The sequence below is a fragment of the Metabacillus litoralis genome, from assembly GCF_007994985.1.
Classification (GTDB): Bacteria; Bacillota; Bacilli; order Bacillales; family Bacillaceae; genus Metabacillus; species Metabacillus litoralis.
Genome location: NZ_VOQF01000032.1, coordinates 1 through 17,630, shown reverse-complemented (window position 1 = coordinate 17,630; position 17,630 = coordinate 1). Strand labels below are relative to the sequence as shown.

Sequence of the window (17,630 nt, the reverse complement as noted above, 5' to 3'; positions counted from 1 at the left end):
ACATTTTTGTTAATCGAAATTAACGTTGGCACGCTTGGTTTTGTTTAGTTTTCAAAGAACTTTTCAATCACTCTTAATCAGAAGCGACTTTAATATATTAACACGTTAACAAATTATAAGTCAATACTTTTTTAAAAACTATTTTAAATGAGTGATATATTTTAATATCTCTGTAAGAGACGATTTAAAATATATCATTTTCATAATTATAAGTCAACAATTAGGACTACATAAAATTTAAGAGAGCTCTTTATTATATATCCAATAATCTTGTCTATTGTTCTCAAACTCCATTACTCAAATCGATACAAAAAGAAAAGACAAACGGAACACCATTTGTCTTCTCTTTATATGATCATTGTTTTTATAACAACTAATGCAGCTAATCCTGGAATACCTAAAACTCCTGAAATAGTAGAAGTAATTAAATTAATTGGTATATGTAAATCAAAGCTCGTACCAAAAACATTTACAAAAAACAATAACAATGCACCAACAATAACTTTAATAAATAGTTGACCTATCCATCGTAAAGGTCGTATTGGTGCTCCTACAAATAATAAAACAAGAATCAATCCACCTAGAACAGAAAATACAATGATTGGATCCATCCGTATCACTCACTTTCATACTATGCTTATAATTAAACATATGAAGTGAGTGGAAAAATAGAACAAGCTTCCTAGCAAAACATCAAACAATTATTTCACATTTTCCCAATCTTAATTTTCCTTACCTTAGCTTCTTTTAACAGAAAGAAGTATTTTGCTTCGGCCACTTTGAGTTCATAGAGAACTTGAGGTGATGGTTCAACACTTTTATCAACTAATTGCTTTTGACGATTCCACTCTTTTTTCATCAGTAGTAAATTCTGAATTAGCTGTTGATCATATTGACTTCTTAACCATCCTTTTCGGCGAAATAACATGAATTATCCCCCTTTATAGTTCTCTTCTTCCTTCTAGTGCTCTAGATAAAGTAACTTCATCAGCATATTCCAAGTCCCCACCAACAGGTAAACCATGTGCAATTCTGGTTAGCTTTATACCAGATGGCTTTAGTAATCTTGAGATATACATTGCAGTTGCCTCACCCTCAATATTAGGATTAGTGGCTAATATTACTTCTTGGATTACATCATCTTGTAATCTCTTTAAAAGCTCTGGAATCTTAATATCTTCCGGTCCTATTCCTTCCATAGGAGAAATAGATCCATGGAGAACATGATAAAGGCCGTTATATTCTTTCATTTTTTCCATTGCTATTACATCCTTTGGATCTTGTACAACGCAAACTAAGCTTTTGTCACGTCGTTGATCTTCACAGATATAGCATGGATCTTGATCTGTAATATGACCGCAAACAGAGCAGTAAGTGAGATTACGCTTTGCGTTTACTAGTGCCTTTGCAAAATCTAATACAACATCTTCTTTCATATTTAGTACAAAAAAAGCCAGACGAACGGCCGTTTTCGGTCCGATTCCTGGCAATTTCATAAAGCTATCAATTAGCTTTGATATTGGTTCAGGATAATGCATGATTAATCCCCCTAGAACATTCCTGGTAAATTCATTCCTTTTGTGAATTGTCCCATTGTTTCATTTGTTAAATCATCCATCTTCTTCAACGCATCATTCGTTGCTGCTAAAACAAGATCCTGTAGCATTTCGATATCTTCTGGATCTACAACTTCTTCTTTAATATTAACTTCGATTAATTCTTTTTGACCGTTAACAACAACTGATACCATTCCACCACCAGCTGAGCCTTCAACTGTTTTTTCAACTAGTTCTTCTTGAGCTTTCGCCATATCCTTTTGCATTTTTTGCATTTGTTTCATCATCTTTTGCATATTACCGCCGCCGCCTCGCATCATCTTACATTCCTCCATATAATTATTAGTCTTTTATTTCAATTAGCTCATTTCCTACTAATTTCATCGCTTCAGCAATAAGGGGATCTTCTTCACCACTTTGCTGATTATTATCATCATCTTTTTGATCCTGTAGGAATTCCTTCCTTATTTTAACCCAATCAGGTTCCGGAACGCCAACCATTTCCAAAGTTTTTCCGGTGATTTCTTGTAAAATCATTTCAAGATTTGTTCTTACATTGTTATTATTTTCAGCAACCATCTTACAATGAATCTCAAACTTGAATTTTAAAATAAATGCAGTTTCTGATGCAGCTACTGGTTCACTGTCATTTAGCAATGCTGCATGTGATACTTTATTTTGCCTTTTAAGAAGCTCTAAAAGTTCTCCCCAACGACTTTTTATTACTTCTAGGTCTTGTCTAGTTGCTACCTTTAATATTTCTTGAATTCGACCTTCAGGAGTTTTGTATCCACTTTTCATTGACCTTTGTTTTGGTTCAGCACCTGCGCTTCTTTGCTGTGGTGCTGCTAATCCTTGCTGCTTTATTGTATTTAATTCAGATTGTAGGTTAGTAATTTTTTCGAGCAAGGATTGATAACCTTCTTGATCAAATTGTGTTGCTGCACTTGATTGCTGACACAATTTCACAATAGCAACCTCTAAGAAAATTCTTGGGTGGTTTGTCCATTTCATCTCTTGCTGACTTTTACTTAAAGTTTCGATTGTTTCGTATATAGCACTGGAAGGTATTTCCCTTGAAAGTTCAATAAATTGTTCATCGACTGATACACGTTCTAGAACATCCTCTAATGTTGGTGCAGTTTGATACAAAAGCATATCTCGATAATAATAAATAAAATCTTCTATAAATCTGCTAGGATCTTTCCCTTGATACATTAGCTGGTCAAGAGACTGCAGAGCAGTTGATACATCCTTTTGATTAATCGCTTCTGCTATCTTGCCGATAAAATTTTGTGATACAGATCCTGTAATAAGCAATGCTTCATCCAATGTTACTTTTTCATCACTATATGATATTGCTTGATCTAGAAGGCTTAATGCATCACGCATACCACCGTCTGCAGCACGAGCAATGACATCAAGAGCCGATTCATCAACAACGATTTCCTGATTATGTACAATTTCTTTCATTCTTCCTACAATCGCTGATGCAGTTATTCTTCGAAAATCAAAGCGTTGACAACGAGATATAATCGTTAATGGAATTTTATGTGGTTCTGTTGTTGCCAAAATAAAAATAACATGACGTGGTGGCTCTTCAAGTGTTTTTAATAAAGCATTGAATGCACCAATCGATAGCATATGAACTTCATCGACTATATATACTTTGTATTCTACTGATGACGGAGCATACTTTACTTTGTCACGAATATCCCTAATCTCATCAACACCATTGTTAGACGCAGCATCAATTTCTATAACATCTGATATTGAACCATTTGTAATCCCTTTACAAGCTGCACATTCATTACACGGCTCTGCTACTGGAGACTTCTCACAGTTAACAGCTTTAGCAAAAATTTTGGCAGCACTTGTTTTCCCAGTTCCTCTTGGACCAGAAAAAAGATACGCATGGGAAAATTTATTTTGTAATAGGGCATTTTGCAACGTTTTAGTGATATGTTCTTGTCCAACCACGTCGTGGAAAACTTGAGGTCGGAACACACGGTATAATGCTTGATAACCCACAAAAACGTCTCCCTTCATTTTCTTCTATTTTATTATAACAACCATTAACCATTTTACAAAGTGAGATTCATCAATTATAGATTTCATTATAAATAAAGATAACTTCATCATTACTATGTTGTTTTACATGATTAATAGGTAGGAGTGAGCAAACTTTAACAAAATAAGATAAACAAAAAACTCACTCCGTAAAGAGTGAGTTTCTATTTTAAATTAACTGCCGTGCACCTTCCGTCGATTAGCCACCATAGGCGTTACTTAAGCAGTTAGCTCGGCTCAGGCAACCCTGCGGCACATGAGAGCTTCCACTTAATGCTGCTTCCTTCCGGACCTGACATGGTTCATGGATTCCCATTGCGCAGGACCCAAGCGTCAACACCACTTACTTAAGGCAGCCCTACAGTGTGCTAACCTCTAGAAGGGATTCGGCCTCGCTAGAGCGGATTGCGAGTACAGGGCACCGCTACCTCCCCGCTTAGCACGGCAAAATTGATACCAAATTTAATGCACCGTTTAATACGACGCATATATTAGTATATAACCTTATAAACTAAAATGCAACGTCTAAGGTATGTAAGTTTTTGCTAATTAATAATTTCATTTCTTTTTACGAGTTCTTAGCTCTTTAAAGAAGTCACTTAACATCTTACCACAAGCTTCTGCCTCTACACCACTCAAAACATCTACTTGGTGATTAAAACGCTCATCCTGCAATAAATTCATTAGTGTTCCAGCACAACCACCCTTTGGATCAGCAGCACCGTATACAACTCGTTTAATTCTCGATAAAACAATAGCTCCTGCACACATAGGGCATGGCTCTAATGTCACATATAATGTGGCATTCTCTAATCTCCAGGTTTCTAATTCTTGGCATGCCTTATCAATTGCTAGAATTTCTGCATGTGCAATAGATCGTTGCTCTTTCTCACGTAAGTTATATGCTGTTGAAATCACTTCATCATCCAAAACAATCACAGCACCAATAGGAACTTCACCTATTTCTCTAGCTTTCTTCGCTTCTTTAATAGCCATGTTCATATAATATTGATCATTCATTTACCAAAATCCCCTTATATAAATCCCATTTTTGTAACACCCTACATGTAAGTAAGGAGGAATACAAAATGAAACAGACTTCTAGTCAAGCTTTATTAATCATTGATATGATTAATGATTTTCAATTCAATTATGGTCCTATTTTAGCAAAACAAGCCGAAGATATCTCACATAATATTTCTTCCTTAAAAAATCGCGCGAAAAGTAAAGGATGTCCAATCATATATATCAATGACCATTATCAGCTTTGGCAAGCAGACTTCCAAAAAATCGCAAAAAAATGTAGAAATCAATATAGTGAACATATCATTCATAGATTATATCCTGAGGATGATGACTTTTTTCTCATCAAACCCAAACATTCAGCTTTTTATGGTACAGCCTTGAATACTCTTTTATATAGTTTGAATATAAAAGACCTTATCATAACAGGTATTGCAGGAAACATTTGTGTCTTATTTACCGCAAATGATGCTTATATGAGAGAATATAATTTAACAATTCCAGCAGACTGTATTGCCTCTAACACTGTTGAAGACAACACCTTCGCATTGAAAATGATGGAAAATACCTTAAAGGCTGCTATCTCTAAATCTCCAGATATAAAAATTAACTAACATGCTCCCGGTATTCTTTTCATATGATGTACAAAAAGGATACTGAGGAGGACAACATGCAAATACATATCGTCCAGCAAGGACAAAGTTTGTTTAGCATCGCACAGGCTTACAGTACTTCTGTTGAGGAAATTGTTTCAACAAATGAAATACCTAATGCTAGTGATTTAGTTGTCGGGCAAGCAATTGTGATTCCTATCAAAGGTAGGTTTTACTTCGTTCAGCCTGGTGATAGCTTATATAGCATTGGTCAGAAATTAGGGATTTCTTATGAAGAATTAGCAAGAATTAATAATATACCTATAAATCAGCCCCTCACTATTGGATTAAGACTTTATATTCCAGATCAACCTAAGCGAACTGTCGAGTCAAATGCATATATTGAACCTCGTGGAACAAGTGTTGCAGCAAATCTAGAGCAAGCTGCTCGAGACGCTGCACCATATTTAACTTACTTAGGACCATTTAGCTTTCAAATACAAAGAGATGGCACACTAAAGGAACCATTATTAAATAACTTCCCACAAATAGCTAAACAAAATAATGTTACTCTTATGATGGCTATTACAAACTTAGAAAATGATCAGTTCAGTGATGAACTTGGTCGAATTGTTTTAACAAATATGGATATTCAAAATAAATTATTGGATAATATTGTAAAAGCTGCTAAAAAGTATGGATTTAGAGATATTCACTTTGACATGGAGTATTTACGTCCACAAGATCGTGAAGCTTATAACCAATTTCTACGGAAGGCAAAAGCTAGATTTAGCAAAGAGGGCTGGCTACTTTCTACTGCTCTAGCACCTAAAACAAGCGCTGAACAAAAAGGTCGCTGGTATGAAGCACATGATTATAAAGCCCACGGAGAAATTGTTGATTTTGTTGTTATTATGACATATGAATGGGGATATAGTGCAGGTCCACCACTTGCTGTTTCTCCGATCGGTCCAGTCAGGGAAGTTTTAGAATATGCCATTTCAGAAATGCCTAGCCGTAAAATTATGATGGGGCAAAATTTATATGGATATGATTGGACATTACCGTTTGTCCAAGGAGGACAATTCGCAAAAGCTGTGAGTCCACAGCAAGCAATCCTTTTAGCAAGTAAATATAATGTACCAATTAAATATGACCAAAAATCACAAGCACCTAACTTTGATTATGTTGATGAAAACGGGAAAGAACATAAAGTTTGGTTTGAAGATGCAAGATCTATTCAAGCAAAATTTGATTTAATCAAAGAATTAGATTTGAGAGGAATAAGCTATTGGAAGTTAGGTTTATCATTTCCACAAAATTGGCTCTTACTATCTGATAATTTTACAATCGAAAAGAAATAACCATACCCGAGGTTGCTTAAGGATGTTCACTTTTTATACAATTGTGTCCAACCTAAGTAAACCTCATTTTTTATCCTCCCTTATAAAGCCCCATATAAAATAATCCAACATTCGATGAATCATTGAACGTACACCCAGAAAACCTTAAAAAATTTCTTGGAAATAATAACAAACATTATTTATTTACTCAAAACAGTGATTGCTATGGTAAAATGAAATTTGTCGATTTTTAGTATCTGGTGTTTCGCTTTAAAGGAGGACCCATTATGAATATACCCTTTATAACTGTTGAGGGACCGATTGGAATCGGTAAAACTTCATTATCAAAAGCAATTGCTGATTATTATCAATTTCATTTATTAAAGGAAATTGTTGATGAAAATCCATTTTTAGGGAAGTTTTATACAAATATTGAAGAGTGGAGCTTTCAAACAGAAATGTTCTTTCTTTGCAATAGATACAAACAATTAGAGGATATTGATTTAAAATATTTACAACAATCAAAGCCTGTTGTTGCTGATTATCACATTTATAAAAACCTTATCTTTGCAAAACGAACATTAAAGAATGAACAATATGATAAATATTTGAAAATCTATGATATTTTAACACAGGACATGCCTAAGCCTAATCTTATTATTTACTTAAATGCCAGTCTAGATACATTACTTTCTCGAATTGCCAAGCGTGGTCGAGAAATAGAACGAAATATTGATCCTAGCTATCTTCAGCAGCTTTCTGAAGACTATGAAATGGCGATGTCACATTTAGAAAAAGCAGATCCCTCTATACCAGTTATTCGATTTGATGGAGATACATTAGATTTTGTACAAAACAAAGAGGATTTAACTTATATATTCAATACTTTAGATCAGTTTTTGCACAAAGGAGCTAGCACACATGAATTTACGCGAAAAATATAATATCCCCCACAATTCTGTCATTACAATTGCTGGTACTGTTGGAGTAGGAAAATCTACTATGACAAAGACACTAGCGAGAGAATTAGATTTTAAAACTTCTTTTGAAAAAGTCGATTCAAATCCTTATTTAGATAAGTTTTATGCTGATTTTGAGCGATGGAGTTTTCATTTACAAATTTATTTCCTTGCTGAGCGCTTTAAGGAACAAAAGAAAATATATGAATATGGCGGAGGCTTTGTTCAGGATCGGTCTATATATGAGGATACCGGAATATTTGCCAAGATGCATTATGAAAAAGGTACAATGTCTGAGGTTGATTACGAAACATATAAAAACCTTTTCGACGCAATGGTTATGACTCCATACTTTCCACATCCTGATTTACTTATTTATCTCGAAGGAAGTTTAGATGATATATTATCTAGAATTAAGCTACGTGGACGACCTATGGAACAGCAGACACCTATTGATTATTGGAAAGAAATGCATGAACGCTACGAAAATTGGATCAATAACTTTAACGCTTGCCCAGTTCTACGCATTAACATCAATGACTATGATATTATGACGAATGAACAAACAATTGAACCTATCATTGCAAGAGTAGGTCAATTTATTGAGCAAACTAAATTTCTGAAGAAATAACATTATTTTAGACTATTCATGCTTCATATCCTTATCAATTCTGTTTCTAGCGATTACAAATCCCATCAGAACTCAAAAAGGACCATATGTACATAACAATATCCGTTATGTACATATGGTCCTTTTCTATATTTTATATAAAGTAGACACAGAGAATAAAAAAAAATCGCTACATATAGTAACGATTTTTATCAATCTCCCATATCTTATGCGCTGGATATGGAATTTAAATTTAAAGTTATGGAGGAGGAAAGGGGATTCGAACCCCTGCGGGTTTTGACACCCCTGTCGGTTTTCAAGACCGATCCCTTCAGCCGGACTTGGGTATTCCTCCGCATCGACAAGATCTAATTTATCATACATAAGACAATCTGTCAACATATTTCAAATTTTTTTCTTAATATCTTTAAAAGTAAGTAGAAGAATTATATTTCCTCTACCTACTCTTTTTAATATCATTCCATAATTTTAATCTTCTATACTAATTCTTTCTTTATTCCCCATATATGGACGTAACACTTCAGGAATGATAACAGATCCATCTTCCTGCTGGTAATTCTCAAGAATTGCTGCAACAGTACGACCAATTGCAAGACCAGAGCCATTTAATGTATGAACATGCTCAACTTTCGCTTTAGGATCTCGTCTGAAGCGGATATTTGCTCGACGTGCTTGAAATGCCTCAAAGTTACTACAAGAAGATATTTCACGGTATGTTTCATAGCTCGGTATCCACACTTCTAAATCATATTTCTTAGCTGCAGTAAATCCTAAATCAGCTGTACACATGCTTAGAACACGATAAGGTAATCCTAATAATTGTAGCACTTTTTCAGCATGTCCTGTAAGTTTTTCAAGCTCTTCATAAGAATCTTCAGGTTTAACAAAACGAACTAGTTCAACTTTATTAAATTGATGCTGACGAATCAGACCTCTAGTATCTCTACCAGCTGATCCTGCTTCAGAACGGAAATTTGCACTGAATGCAGCATAGCTTATTGGTAGTTGCTCTACATTTAAAATTTCCTCACGATGTAAATTTGTTACAGGTACCTCTGCAGTTGGAATTAAAAAGTAATCCTCGCCTTCAATTTTAAAGGCATCTTCCTCAAACTTTGGTAATTGTCCTGTTCCGGTCATACTATCACGATTCACAATAAAAGGAGGTAGAATTTCTGTATACCCATGATCATCAACATGTAAATCTAACATAAAATTAAATAAAGCTCTTTCTAACCTTGCACCAAGTCCACGATAAAATACGAAGCGACTTCCAGTAACTTTAGCAGCTCTTTCAAAGTCTAATATTTTCAACCCATCTGCTATATCCCAATGAGGTTTTGGTTCAAATTTAAATTTTGGAATTTCTCCCCAAGTACGTACTTCAACATTATCATCCTCGGTGTCACCAACTGGTACACTATCATGAGGAATGTTAGGAATTGAAAGTAATAATGTATCTAGTTCGGTTTCTACAGTACGTAATTCATCATCTAAAGCTTTTATCTCCTCGCCAACTTGCTTCATTTCCTGAATCAAGTGATCGGCATCTTTTTTTTCACGCTTTAGTTGAGCTATCTGGCCTGATACTTCATTACGCTTACTCTTTTTATCTTCAGTTGAGTTAATTAGCTCTCTTCTCTTCTTATCTAATGACTCAAACTTACCGAAGTCTGTTAAATCTTCTCCACGTTTAGCTAACTTTTCTTTTACTTCTTCTAAATTTGTGCGTAAAAATTTACTATCCAGCATGTTCATTCTCCTTTTCTCACTGATTTTTTTAAAAAAGGAACACAAAAAAACTCCCGTCCCAAAAAGGGACGAGAGTTACCCGCGTTGCCACCCTAGTTAAAAATACATTATGTATCTTTCACTTAATGAATAACGGTCATAGCCGGAAATGCCTACTTTAATCTTATTAGTTCAGCACTTCATTCAAGGATGGATTCACAAGCATCTATCACCGATTTTCACCAACCATCGGCTCTCTATAGATAGAACTTCTTGATACTAGTTCCTATCAACATATTTTCATATATAATTTGGTAAGGCTCTTTTTCGAATGATTGTTGTTAACGATCCCCATTCGTTGTCAAAAACAGTATTTTTGACTCTAAAAGGGTGTTGCGAAAACAGCCTTTGGTAATCATAATTTACTATAAGTTTACAACTGCTTCAAGCTTTTTATACATTTATTTTGATTCTTTTACCATGTTTATGAATAATTGAGTCATTCGGTGATCGTCTGTTAGTTCAGGATGGAAAGAGCATCCGAGGAAATTCCCCTGACGAGCTGCAACAATTCTCCCATCATGCTTAGATAAGATTTCTACATCTTCTCCTACCTCAACGATATGTGGAGCGCGAATAAAGACTCCTACAAAGTCTTCTCCAACTCCTGTAATCATCAATTCAGCTTCAAAGCTATCCTTTTGACGACCGAAGGAATTGCGTTCAACAGTTGCATCAAGTAAGCCCAAGTGTGACTCACTATAACCTACAAGGTTTTTAGCAAGTAGGATAAGCCCTGCACAAGTACCAAACATTGGCTTACCAGAATCTGCAAATGCCTTTAAAGGCTCCATAAAATGATACTTATCTATTAAACGACGCATTGTTGTACTTTCTCCACCAGGGATAATTAGACCATCAACCTCATCCAATTGGTTTATTGCTTTCACAACAATACCCTCAGCACCACAAGCCTCAATTGAACGTATATGCTCTCTTACGGCTCCTTGTAAACCTAATACACCTATTTTTAGCATGTTAAAAACTCCTTTTAATTACCAACCACGATCCTGCATTCTTTGCTCTGGTAAAAGGCTTGAAATCTCTACTCCTTGCATAGCAGATCCAAGTCCCTTTGAAAGCTTAGCAATTAGTTCATAGTCTTGATAATGTGTAGTAGCTTCTACAATTGAACGAGCAAATTTAGCTGGGTTTTCTGATTTGAAGATACCAGAACCTACAAATACTCCATCTGCACCTAATTGCATCATTAATGCTGCATCAGCTGGTGTTGCTACACCGCCTGCTGCAAAGTTAACAACTGGTAATTTTCCTTCTTTCTTAATTTGAAGAAGAAGTTCAAATGGTGCTCCTAGAAGTTTTGCTTCTGTCATTAATTCATCTTCACTCATTGCTGCAACTTTACGAATTTGTCCATTTACTTTACGCATATGGCGAACAGCCTCAACAATATTACCAGTTCCAGGCTCTCCTTTAGTACGTAACATAGAAGCTCCTTCAGCAATACGACGAGTTGCCTCACCTAGATCACGGCAGCCACAAACGAATGGTACAGTGAAGTCACTTTTTAAAAGGTGATATTCTTCATCTGCTGGAGTTAATACTTCACTTTCATCAATATAATCTACGCCCATTGCTTCAAGGATACGTGCTTCAACAATGTGACCAATACGAGCTTTTGCCATAACTGGAATTGAAACTGCGTTCATAACCTCTTCAACAATAGTTGGATCAGCCATTCGTGCTACACCACCTGCAGCACGAATATCAGCAGGAACACGCTCAAGTGCCATTACTGCTACAGCACCTGCTTCTTCTGCAATTTTAGCTTGCTCGGCATTGACAACGTCCATAATTACGCCGCCCTTTTGCATTTCTGCCATTCCACGTTTTACACGATCAGTACCAATATTACTCATTATGTTTGTCCCCCTTATGTAATTTCCTAATAGTAGGATTTGTAATAGATTTTTAAAAATTCATCTACGCTATATTTTATCCTAACTTCTAGAAAAATCCTATCAAAATTAGTGTTATTAGTAAAACAATTCTAAATTGTTCACTAATCTATCAATTCTTACTATCATGATTTTCCCATTATAGCTTATTATAAGCAATCCTCAAACTTTTTATATGTAGACTATTGTAACTGTATTATGAAAAATAAGGTATTAAAAAAGCTCCTATATAATAGGAGCTTTTTTAACTAAAATAATCCTTTAACCGCATCTGTTACTGTTCCCCATAACCCACTAAAGAATCCTCCGATTCCTCTCATAGATAAAACAAACCAATTTGCCTTCTCAACAGCTTCCTTTGTTACAACATCTACTTGTGCAGTTTTGTTATATTCAACATAAGTTAATGCTTCACTCTTGCCTTCATAAGTGACAATCATTGTTCCAACTTTTTGGTCTTTCTTAACAGGAGCAGTAAGCTCTCCGTTTTTTGAAAGCTGTTTTTCATCTAGTTTAAACGTTGATTTATATAATTTATCTTCTCCATTTTTCACAACTAATGTTAGAGGATCTTTTGTATGGATTGATACTTTATCCTCTTTTCCTTTAACAACAGGAATTTCGGATTGCTTTTTAACCTGATAGTTAGCAGGAAATACTTCTTTTACTGAAAAGCTATTAAATGCATAATCTAGCATTTTCTTTGTTTCTTTAAACCTAGGAGTATGCAATGTCCCACTATCATCCTTTGCATCTATAACAACAGTTATAACACGCATACCATTTCTAACGGCAGTTGCTGTAAAACATGATCCTGCATTATCTGTAGAACCTGTTTTTAATCCATCTACACCTTCATATTCAAATAACAGTCCTGGTAACATCCAATTCCAGTTTGGCATATTCGTCTGGTCGTCAGTACCTTCTCTAAATACTCCTTTAGAAACACTTGCTGTTTTTAGGATATCTGGATAATCTTGAATTAATCTTCTAGAAAGCAGAGCCATATCACGTGCTGATACTTTACTTTCACCATCCACACCTGTTCCTTCAGGATGCATACCAATTAAATCTTTATTTTCTAATCCAGTTGCGTTTACAAACTCATAATTCTGTAAACCAAGCTCTTTCGCTTTTTCGTTCATGAGTTTTACAAAGTTTGATTCAGATCCTGAAATAATCTCTGCTAATCCAATTGCAGCTCCATTAGCAGAATAAATCGCCATTGCTTCATATAATTCCTTCACGTTATATGATCCATCTTGTCTTAATGGAACATTTGAAAGATTTGTATTTTGTGAAATTCTATATACATATTCACTTGGAGTATATGTTTGATCCCAAGTAATTTTACCACTTTCAATTGCTTCTAAAACAAGATACTCTGTCATGACTTTAGCCATACTAGCAATCGGCAGCATTTCATCTACGTTTTTACCATAAAGGATTGCTCCTGTAGATTCCTCAATAATAATAGCAGCCCCTGCATTGACTGAAATAGACTCCTCTGCTGCACTTACTGTACCATTTGGATAAAAAGCTGATACAACTAGAGTAAAGGCAAAGATAAGTATCATAACCTGTTTTAATTTCATGTTGTTAACCATGTCCTACCCCCATACTTTCTATAATTATCTATATCATTTTCGTATTTTTTTTAAACAACAAGATTGATTTTATCACAGAAAATGCAAAAAAAATAGACAGAGTAGTAGACTCTGTCAAATGTTATACTTCTGTCATATTTATAATTAATTCTTCTAAAAATTGTTGCGTATCTACTTTATAGCAATAAGTATCTGATAGGACATAATGCTACATAAATATTACCTGCGATGAGCTAAAAACATAGCTTTAAAAATAAAATTACATCGAGTAATTAGGAGATTCTTTTGTAATTTGTACATCATGTGGGTGGCTTTCTCTTAAGCCTGCTCCAGTCATTCGAACAAATTGTGTATTTTCTCTTAACTCTTTTAGATCCTTCGTTCCACAATAACCCATACCAGAACGAATACCACCAACAAGTTGATAAATTGTTTCAGATAATGGGCCTTTATAAGGTGTTCTTCCTTCGATACCTTCTGGAACGAATTTTTTGTTATCTTCTTGGAAGTAGCGATCTTTACTACCCTTTTCCATTGCTCCTACAGAACCCATACCACGATAAACTTTAAAGCGTCTACCTTGGAAGATTTCAGTTTCTCCAGGGCTTTCTGAAGTTCCTGCAAGTAAACTTCCTAGCATAACAGCATGCCCACCTGCTGCTAGAGCCTTCACCATATCACCAGAGTACTTAATACCACCATCAGCAATAATAGATACTCCATGTTTTCTAGCTTCTGTTGCGCAGTCGTATACAGCTGTAATTTGAGGTACTCCTACACCTGCAACAACTCGAGTTGTACAAATTGATCCTGGACCAATTCCAACTTTAACAACATTTGCACCAGCTGTAATTAAATCTCTTGTAGCATCAGCTGTAGCTACATTACCTGCAATAATGTTTAGGCTAGGATATTCATTGCGAATTGTTTTAACTGTTTCTAGCACCCCTGCAGAGTGACCATGTGCAGTATCAACAACAACTGCATCAACACCTGCTTCAACTAATTTTTTTACACGAATCATAGTATCTGCTGTTACACCAACTGCTGCTGCAACAACTAATCTTCCATGAGCATCTTTAGCTGAGTTTGGAAACTCGATAACTTTTTCAATATCTTTTATTGTAATTAAACCTTTTAACACACCATCTTTATCAACAAGTGGTAATTTTTCGATTTTATGCTTTTGTAAAACCTTTTCTGCATCTTTTAAAGTTGTGCCTACATCTGCCGTTACTAAATTATCTTTAGTCATGACTTCATCAATTCTAATTGAGTAATCTTGTATAAATCTCATATCACGATTTGTAATAATACCAACAAGTTTGAGATCTTCAGAGTTATTTACAACTGGGACTCCAGAAATTCGGTATTTACCCATTAAGTGTTCTGCATCAAAAACCTGATGCTCAGGTGTTAAAAAGAAAGGATCAGTAATAACTCCTCTTTCAGAACGCTTCACTTTATCTACTTGTTCTGCCTGTTGCTCAATAGACATGTTTTTATGGATAACACCCATACCACCTTGTCTTGCGATTGAAATAGCAAGAGCTGATTCAGTAACAGTATCCATACCTGCACTTAGAATAGGAATATTTAATTTTAAGCTAGGAGTTAACTCTACACTTAAATTTACATCCCTTGGTAATACCTCAGATTTAGCTGGTACTAGTAAGACATCATCAAATGTTAAACCTTCTTTAGAAAATTTTTGTTCCCACATAGTAAAATCCCCCTTTTTCGGCAAAATATTATTAGTAGATTATCAACATGCGGAACGACTGTCAAGAAAGGAATGAAGAATTTAAATATTTAGAATATATCAATTGGAGTGTACAATTATGCAGATATCAATTTGGGAACGCTTTCTTTCTTATCAATCAACACAAACAATTCAAAAAAGACTAGAGAAACACTATGATAGCACTAATTTTGAAAATGCAAGTCAACTTTCTTACGATAATTCATATCGACTAATTTATTTTTTAAAGCATGGAGAAAATTTTTTTACTCAAGCTGATCAAGCTCCACATGCTATCCAACCTATTTTATTATTTTATGGCTTTTCACAACTATTAAAAGCCTGCCTAATTATTAAAGATCCAGATTATCCAACAACATCCTCTGTATTAGCACATGGTGTATCAAGTAGAAAACGTAAAAAACAACAATACCAATTTCTTAAAGATGAAATAAAGATTCAACGATACGGTCTTTTCCCACATATAGCAGAGTTATTTTTCCAAATTAAACATTTGGATGCTGAAAAATACTCAATGGAAACACTACTAAAACAAATAGCAGAAATGAATGATGTTTTTTTATTTCATCAATCTGAAATAACATCAAAACAGATTGCGAAAGATAAAAGCAATTTCATGATTGATGAAGACACTGCATTTGCATTTCATATGTCACAAGAAAGACTGACAGAATTTTTATGTGAAAAATACCCTGGTAAGCTTTTGAAGGAAAATGCATCCTCTCTTTCATCCATAAATATCACAAAAGGTTTTCAATATAACTGTTTACCATTTTTATATCACCTAGAAGAGGACTCATTTTATTTGTCAACATCTCGTGAGGACCTACCACAAATCCCAGAGTTACTAACTCATTATTTGTTACTATATAACTTAAGTATGATCTCAAGATATGAAACTGAGTGGTGGTATGAATTATTATTAGGTGCTTCAAGTGATGATTACCCATTCATTTTACGTTATATGGAGATAGCAAAAAGAAAGGTACCATATTTAATTTTTAATTTTTTGGAAAGTACTCTTTGACATGGTTTTATTAGTAAAAGGAATGTTAGATATCTTCATTTCTTATAAGATAATTAGATATTATCATGTATATCTTAACGGGGTACTCTACGCCTTAGAGAACTTATAATGGACTCAAAAGCTACCTTTAACTAGTACACAGGTTCTTTTCTGCTATATTAACCTTTTAAACGTGATTGTGATGTTATATAAAGTAAGGTACGCCTGAACTTTATTTATCTAACGCATTTTTTGGGAATCAATATTGAACTATTCCTTTAAGTATCTTCTAACTCCTTTGATCTTTGAGTGTTACTTTGAATGATTAGGATTATGATATCCTTTTATCTTCACAATAATAGGTCAGTGTCTCTACTACTGGCCTTCAACCTTTCATTTAATTCCCTACTACTAGTGCTTTTAAAGGACAAATATCTGCGTGTGTTCCTCCAGACCCTCAAGTAACAATATCGTACATTCCTTGAGATTTACCACCTTATGGGCTACCATCTCCTTGATGACGGACATTTGACTTGGGATTCTGCTCTCTTATGGGTCTCATCTCCTTGATGACGGACATTTGACTGCTAATTCTGATCTCTTATGGGCCTCACTTCTCCCAAGCCTCAGGCCAGTAGTGCTTTTTAGTCTCTACCTCTTACATACATATCTTAGACATATTCAATATAATATAAAGAACATTGACTTTATTTTTTACCTTTTTCACGCACAAAAAAAGACCAGTATCTCTACTGATCTTTCCACACTTTACTTGGCGACGTCCTACTCTCACAGGGGGGAACCCCCCAACTACCATCGGCGCTGGAGCTTAACTTCCGCGTTCGGATCTCGGCTTGCGATAAGCGGCGAATCTCCGCGTCAGCTTGTTCATTCAGATCCTCATGTGCCAAATACGCACATTCCGGTCTTCATTCACTGCGCTTCCTTGACCTTCTTGCTTCTCCCAAGCCACAGGCTAGTAGTGCTTTTTAGTCTCTACCTCTTACATACATATCTTCGATATATTAAATATAATGTAAAGAACATTGACTCTATTTTTTTACCTTTTTCTCCACAAAAAAAGACCAGTATCTCTACTGATCTTTTCCACCCTTTACTTGGCGACGTCCTACTCTCACAGGGGGAAACCCCCAACTACCATCGGCGCTGAAGAGCTTAACTTCCGTGTTCGGCATGGGAACGGGTGTGACCTCTTCGCCATCATCACCAAATAAAAAACTAAGTTTGAAGGTTATATTCCTTCAAAACTAGATAACGATTATACAATTCAATTCAACTGAGTTTTCGCTCTTACTTTGTCCAGCTACAGAAGCCAAATCCTACGGTAATTTCACTCTCTCGGACGAAGT

Annotated in this window: 16 protein-coding genes, 1 tRNA gene, 1 rRNA gene, 1 other RNA gene and 1 other annotated feature; of the genes, 5 read left to right on the top strand and 14 right to left on the bottom strand. The window is 35.1% G+C overall.

Annotated elements, in window-relative coordinates; translation table 11 throughout:
- Positions 1 to 347: 347 nt before the first annotated feature.
- The 7 genes from FS935_RS22700 to tadA all read right to left on the bottom strand — a co-directional run bounded on the left by FS935_RS22700 (position 348) and on the right by tadA (position 4,646).
- A complete protein-coding gene (locus FS935_RS22700; RefSeq protein ID WP_146950880.1) occupies positions 348 to 611 on the bottom strand; it encodes a pro-sigmaK processing inhibitor BofA family protein in 264 nt (87 codons plus the stop codon).
- A gap of 95 nt (positions 612 to 706) precedes the next feature.
- Entirely contained in the window at positions 707 to 928 is a 222-nt protein-coding gene (locus tag FS935_RS22695) for a YaaL family protein (protein ID WP_146950879.1), read from the bottom strand.
- 13 nt (positions 929 to 941) lie between these two features.
- Complete coding sequence (recR, locus tag FS935_RS22690) at positions 942 to 1,538, bottom strand: recombination mediator RecR (protein ID WP_146950878.1); 597 nt, start codon at positions 1,536 to 1,538, stop codon at positions 942 to 944.
- A gap of 11 nt (positions 1,539 to 1,549) precedes the next feature.
- Positions 1,550 to 1,873 (bottom strand): YbaB/EbfC family nucleoid-associated protein, encoded by a 324-nt coding sequence (locus FS935_RS22685; RefSeq protein ID WP_146950883.1) that lies wholly within the window; start codon positions 1,871 to 1,873, stop codon positions 1,550 to 1,552.
- Positions 1,874 to 1,898: 25 nt separating this feature from the next.
- Complete coding sequence (gene dnaX / locus FS935_RS22680; RefSeq protein WP_146950877.1) at positions 1,899 to 3,587, bottom strand: DNA polymerase III subunit gamma/tau; 1,689 nt, start codon at positions 3,585 to 3,587, stop codon at positions 1,899 to 1,901.
- Between the two features lie 220 nt (positions 3,588 to 3,807).
- Positions 3,808 to 4,071, bottom strand: an RNA gene (gene ffs, locus FS935_RS22675) — signal recognition particle sRNA large type.
- A 113-nt stretch (positions 4,072 to 4,184) separates the two neighbouring features.
- Positions 4,185 to 4,646 (bottom strand): tRNA adenosine(34) deaminase TadA, encoded by a 462-nt coding sequence (gene tadA, locus FS935_RS22670; RefSeq protein WP_146950876.1) that lies wholly within the window; start codon positions 4,644 to 4,646, stop codon positions 4,185 to 4,187.
- A 68-nt stretch (positions 4,647 to 4,714) separates the two neighbouring features.
- On the opposite strand from tadA, the gene FS935_RS22665 reads away from it, so the two are divergent.
- From FS935_RS22665 to FS935_RS22650, 4 genes are all read left to right on the top strand, one after another.
- A complete protein-coding gene (locus FS935_RS22665) occupies positions 4,715 to 5,263 on the top strand; it encodes a cysteine hydrolase family protein (protein ID WP_146950875.1) in 549 nt (182 codons plus the stop codon).
- A 56-nt stretch (positions 5,264 to 5,319) separates the two neighbouring features.
- Complete coding sequence (locus FS935_RS22660) at positions 5,320 to 6,606, top strand: glycosyl hydrolase family 18 protein (RefSeq protein WP_146950874.1); 1,287 nt, start codon at positions 5,320 to 5,322, stop codon at positions 6,604 to 6,606.
- Between the two features lie 263 nt (positions 6,607 to 6,869).
- The gene (locus FS935_RS22655) at positions 6,870 to 7,529 is read left to right on the top strand and encodes a deoxynucleoside kinase (RefSeq protein WP_146950882.1); all 660 of its coding nucleotides are present in this window, start codon (positions 6,870 to 6,872) and stop codon (positions 7,527 to 7,529) included.
- On the top strand, positions 7,507 to 8,175 hold the full coding sequence (locus FS935_RS22650; RefSeq protein WP_146950873.1) for a deoxynucleoside kinase: 669 nt from the start codon (positions 7,507 to 7,509) through the stop codon (positions 8,173 to 8,175). Before FS935_RS22655 ends, FS935_RS22650 begins: the two co-directional genes overlap by 23 nt.
- A gap of 241 nt (positions 8,176 to 8,416) precedes the next feature.
- Here the strand turns inward: FS935_RS22650 and FS935_RS22645 are convergent.
- The 6 genes from FS935_RS22645 to guaB all read right to left on the bottom strand — a co-directional run bounded on the left by FS935_RS22645 (position 8,417) and on the right by guaB (position 15,215).
- A tRNA-Ser gene (locus tag FS935_RS22645) sits at positions 8,417 to 8,509 on the bottom strand.
- 134 nt (positions 8,510 to 8,643) lie between these two features.
- Positions 8,644 to 9,927, bottom strand: coding sequence for a serine--tRNA ligase (gene serS / locus FS935_RS22640; RefSeq protein ID WP_146950872.1), 1,284 nt, complete (start codon positions 9,925 to 9,927; stop codon positions 8,644 to 8,646).
- 61 nt (positions 9,928 to 9,988) lie between these two features.
- Positions 9,989 to 10,208: a binding site (T-box leader), on the bottom strand.
- Between the two features lie 159 nt (positions 10,209 to 10,367).
- The gene (gene pdxT, locus FS935_RS22635) at positions 10,368 to 10,943 is read right to left on the bottom strand and encodes a pyridoxal 5'-phosphate synthase glutaminase subunit PdxT (RefSeq protein WP_146950871.1); all 576 of its coding nucleotides are present in this window, start codon (positions 10,941 to 10,943) and stop codon (positions 10,368 to 10,370) included.
- A gap of 18 nt (positions 10,944 to 10,961) precedes the next feature.
- Positions 10,962 to 11,846 carry a pyridoxal 5'-phosphate synthase lyase subunit PdxS gene (gene pdxS, locus FS935_RS22630; RefSeq protein WP_146950870.1) on the bottom strand — a complete coding sequence of 295 codons (885 nt, stop codon included), beginning with the start codon at positions 11,844 to 11,846 and terminating at the stop codon, positions 10,962 to 10,964.
- A gap of 287 nt (positions 11,847 to 12,133) precedes the next feature.
- Positions 12,134 to 13,492 (bottom strand): D-alanyl-D-alanine carboxypeptidase family protein, encoded by a 1,359-nt coding sequence (locus FS935_RS22625; protein WP_275669644.1) that lies wholly within the window; start codon positions 13,490 to 13,492, stop codon positions 12,134 to 12,136.
- Positions 13,493 to 13,751: 259 nt separating this feature from the next.
- Entirely contained in the window at positions 13,752 to 15,215 is a 1,464-nt protein-coding gene (gene guaB / locus FS935_RS22620; protein WP_146950869.1) for an IMP dehydrogenase, read from the bottom strand.
- A 118-nt stretch (positions 15,216 to 15,333) separates the two neighbouring features.
- Between guaB and FS935_RS22615 the strand changes: the two genes are divergently transcribed.
- The gene (locus FS935_RS22615; RefSeq protein WP_146950868.1) at positions 15,334 to 16,281 is read left to right on the top strand and encodes a YaaC family protein; all 948 of its coding nucleotides are present in this window, start codon (positions 15,334 to 15,336) and stop codon (positions 16,279 to 16,281) included.
- Between the two features lie 1,095 nt (positions 16,282 to 17,376).
- On the opposite strand, the gene rrf is transcribed toward FS935_RS22615, so the two are convergent.
- Positions 17,377 to 17,492: ribosomal RNA gene (rrf, locus tag FS935_RS22610) — 5S ribosomal RNA — on the bottom strand.
- Positions 17,493 to 17,630: the final 138 nt, after the last annotated feature.

Coding starts and splice junctions, on each gene's coding strand:
- FS935_RS22700 (WP_146950880.1), bottom strand. CDS start 611: ATGGATCCAATCATTGTATTTTCTGTTCTAGGTGGATTGATTCTTGTT.
- FS935_RS22695 (WP_146950879.1), bottom strand. CDS start 928: ATGTTATTTCGCCGAAAAGGATGGTTAAGAAGTCAATATGATCAACAG.
- recR (WP_146950878.1), bottom strand. CDS start 1,538: ATGCATTATCCTGAACCAATATCAAAGCTAATTGATAGCTTTATGAAA.
- FS935_RS22685 (WP_146950883.1), bottom strand. CDS start 1,873: ATGCGAGGCGGCGGCGGTAATATGCAAAAGATGATGAAACAAATGCAA.
- tadA (WP_146950876.1), bottom strand. CDS start 4,646: ATGAATGATCAATATTATATGAACATGGCTATTAAAGAAGCGAAGAAA.
- FS935_RS22665 (WP_146950875.1), top strand. CDS start 4,715: ATGAAACAGACTTCTAGTCAAGCTTTATTAATCATTGATATGATTAAT.
- FS935_RS22660 (WP_146950874.1), top strand. CDS start 5,320: ATGCAAATACATATCGTCCAGCAAGGACAAAGTTTGTTTAGCATCGCA.
- FS935_RS22650 (WP_146950873.1), top strand. CDS start 7,507: ATGAATTTACGCGAAAAATATAATATCCCCCACAATTCTGTCATTACA.
- serS (WP_146950872.1), bottom strand. CDS start 9,927: ATGCTGGATAGTAAATTTTTACGCACAAATTTAGAAGAAGTAAAAGAA.
- pdxT (WP_146950871.1), bottom strand. CDS start 10,943: ATGCTAAAAATAGGTGTATTAGGTTTACAAGGAGCCGTAAGAGAGCAT.
- pdxS (WP_146950870.1), bottom strand. CDS start 11,846: ATGAGTAATATTGGTACTGATCGTGTAAAACGTGGAATGGCAGAAATG.
- FS935_RS22625 (WP_275669644.1), bottom strand. CDS start 13,492: ATGGTTAACAACATGAAATTAAAACAGGTTATGATACTTATCTTTGCC.
- guaB (WP_146950869.1), bottom strand. CDS start 15,215: ATGTGGGAACAAAAATTTTCTAAAGAAGGTTTAACATTTGATGATGTC.
- FS935_RS22615 (WP_146950868.1), top strand. CDS start 15,334: ATGCAGATATCAATTTGGGAACGCTTTCTTTCTTATCAATCAACACAA.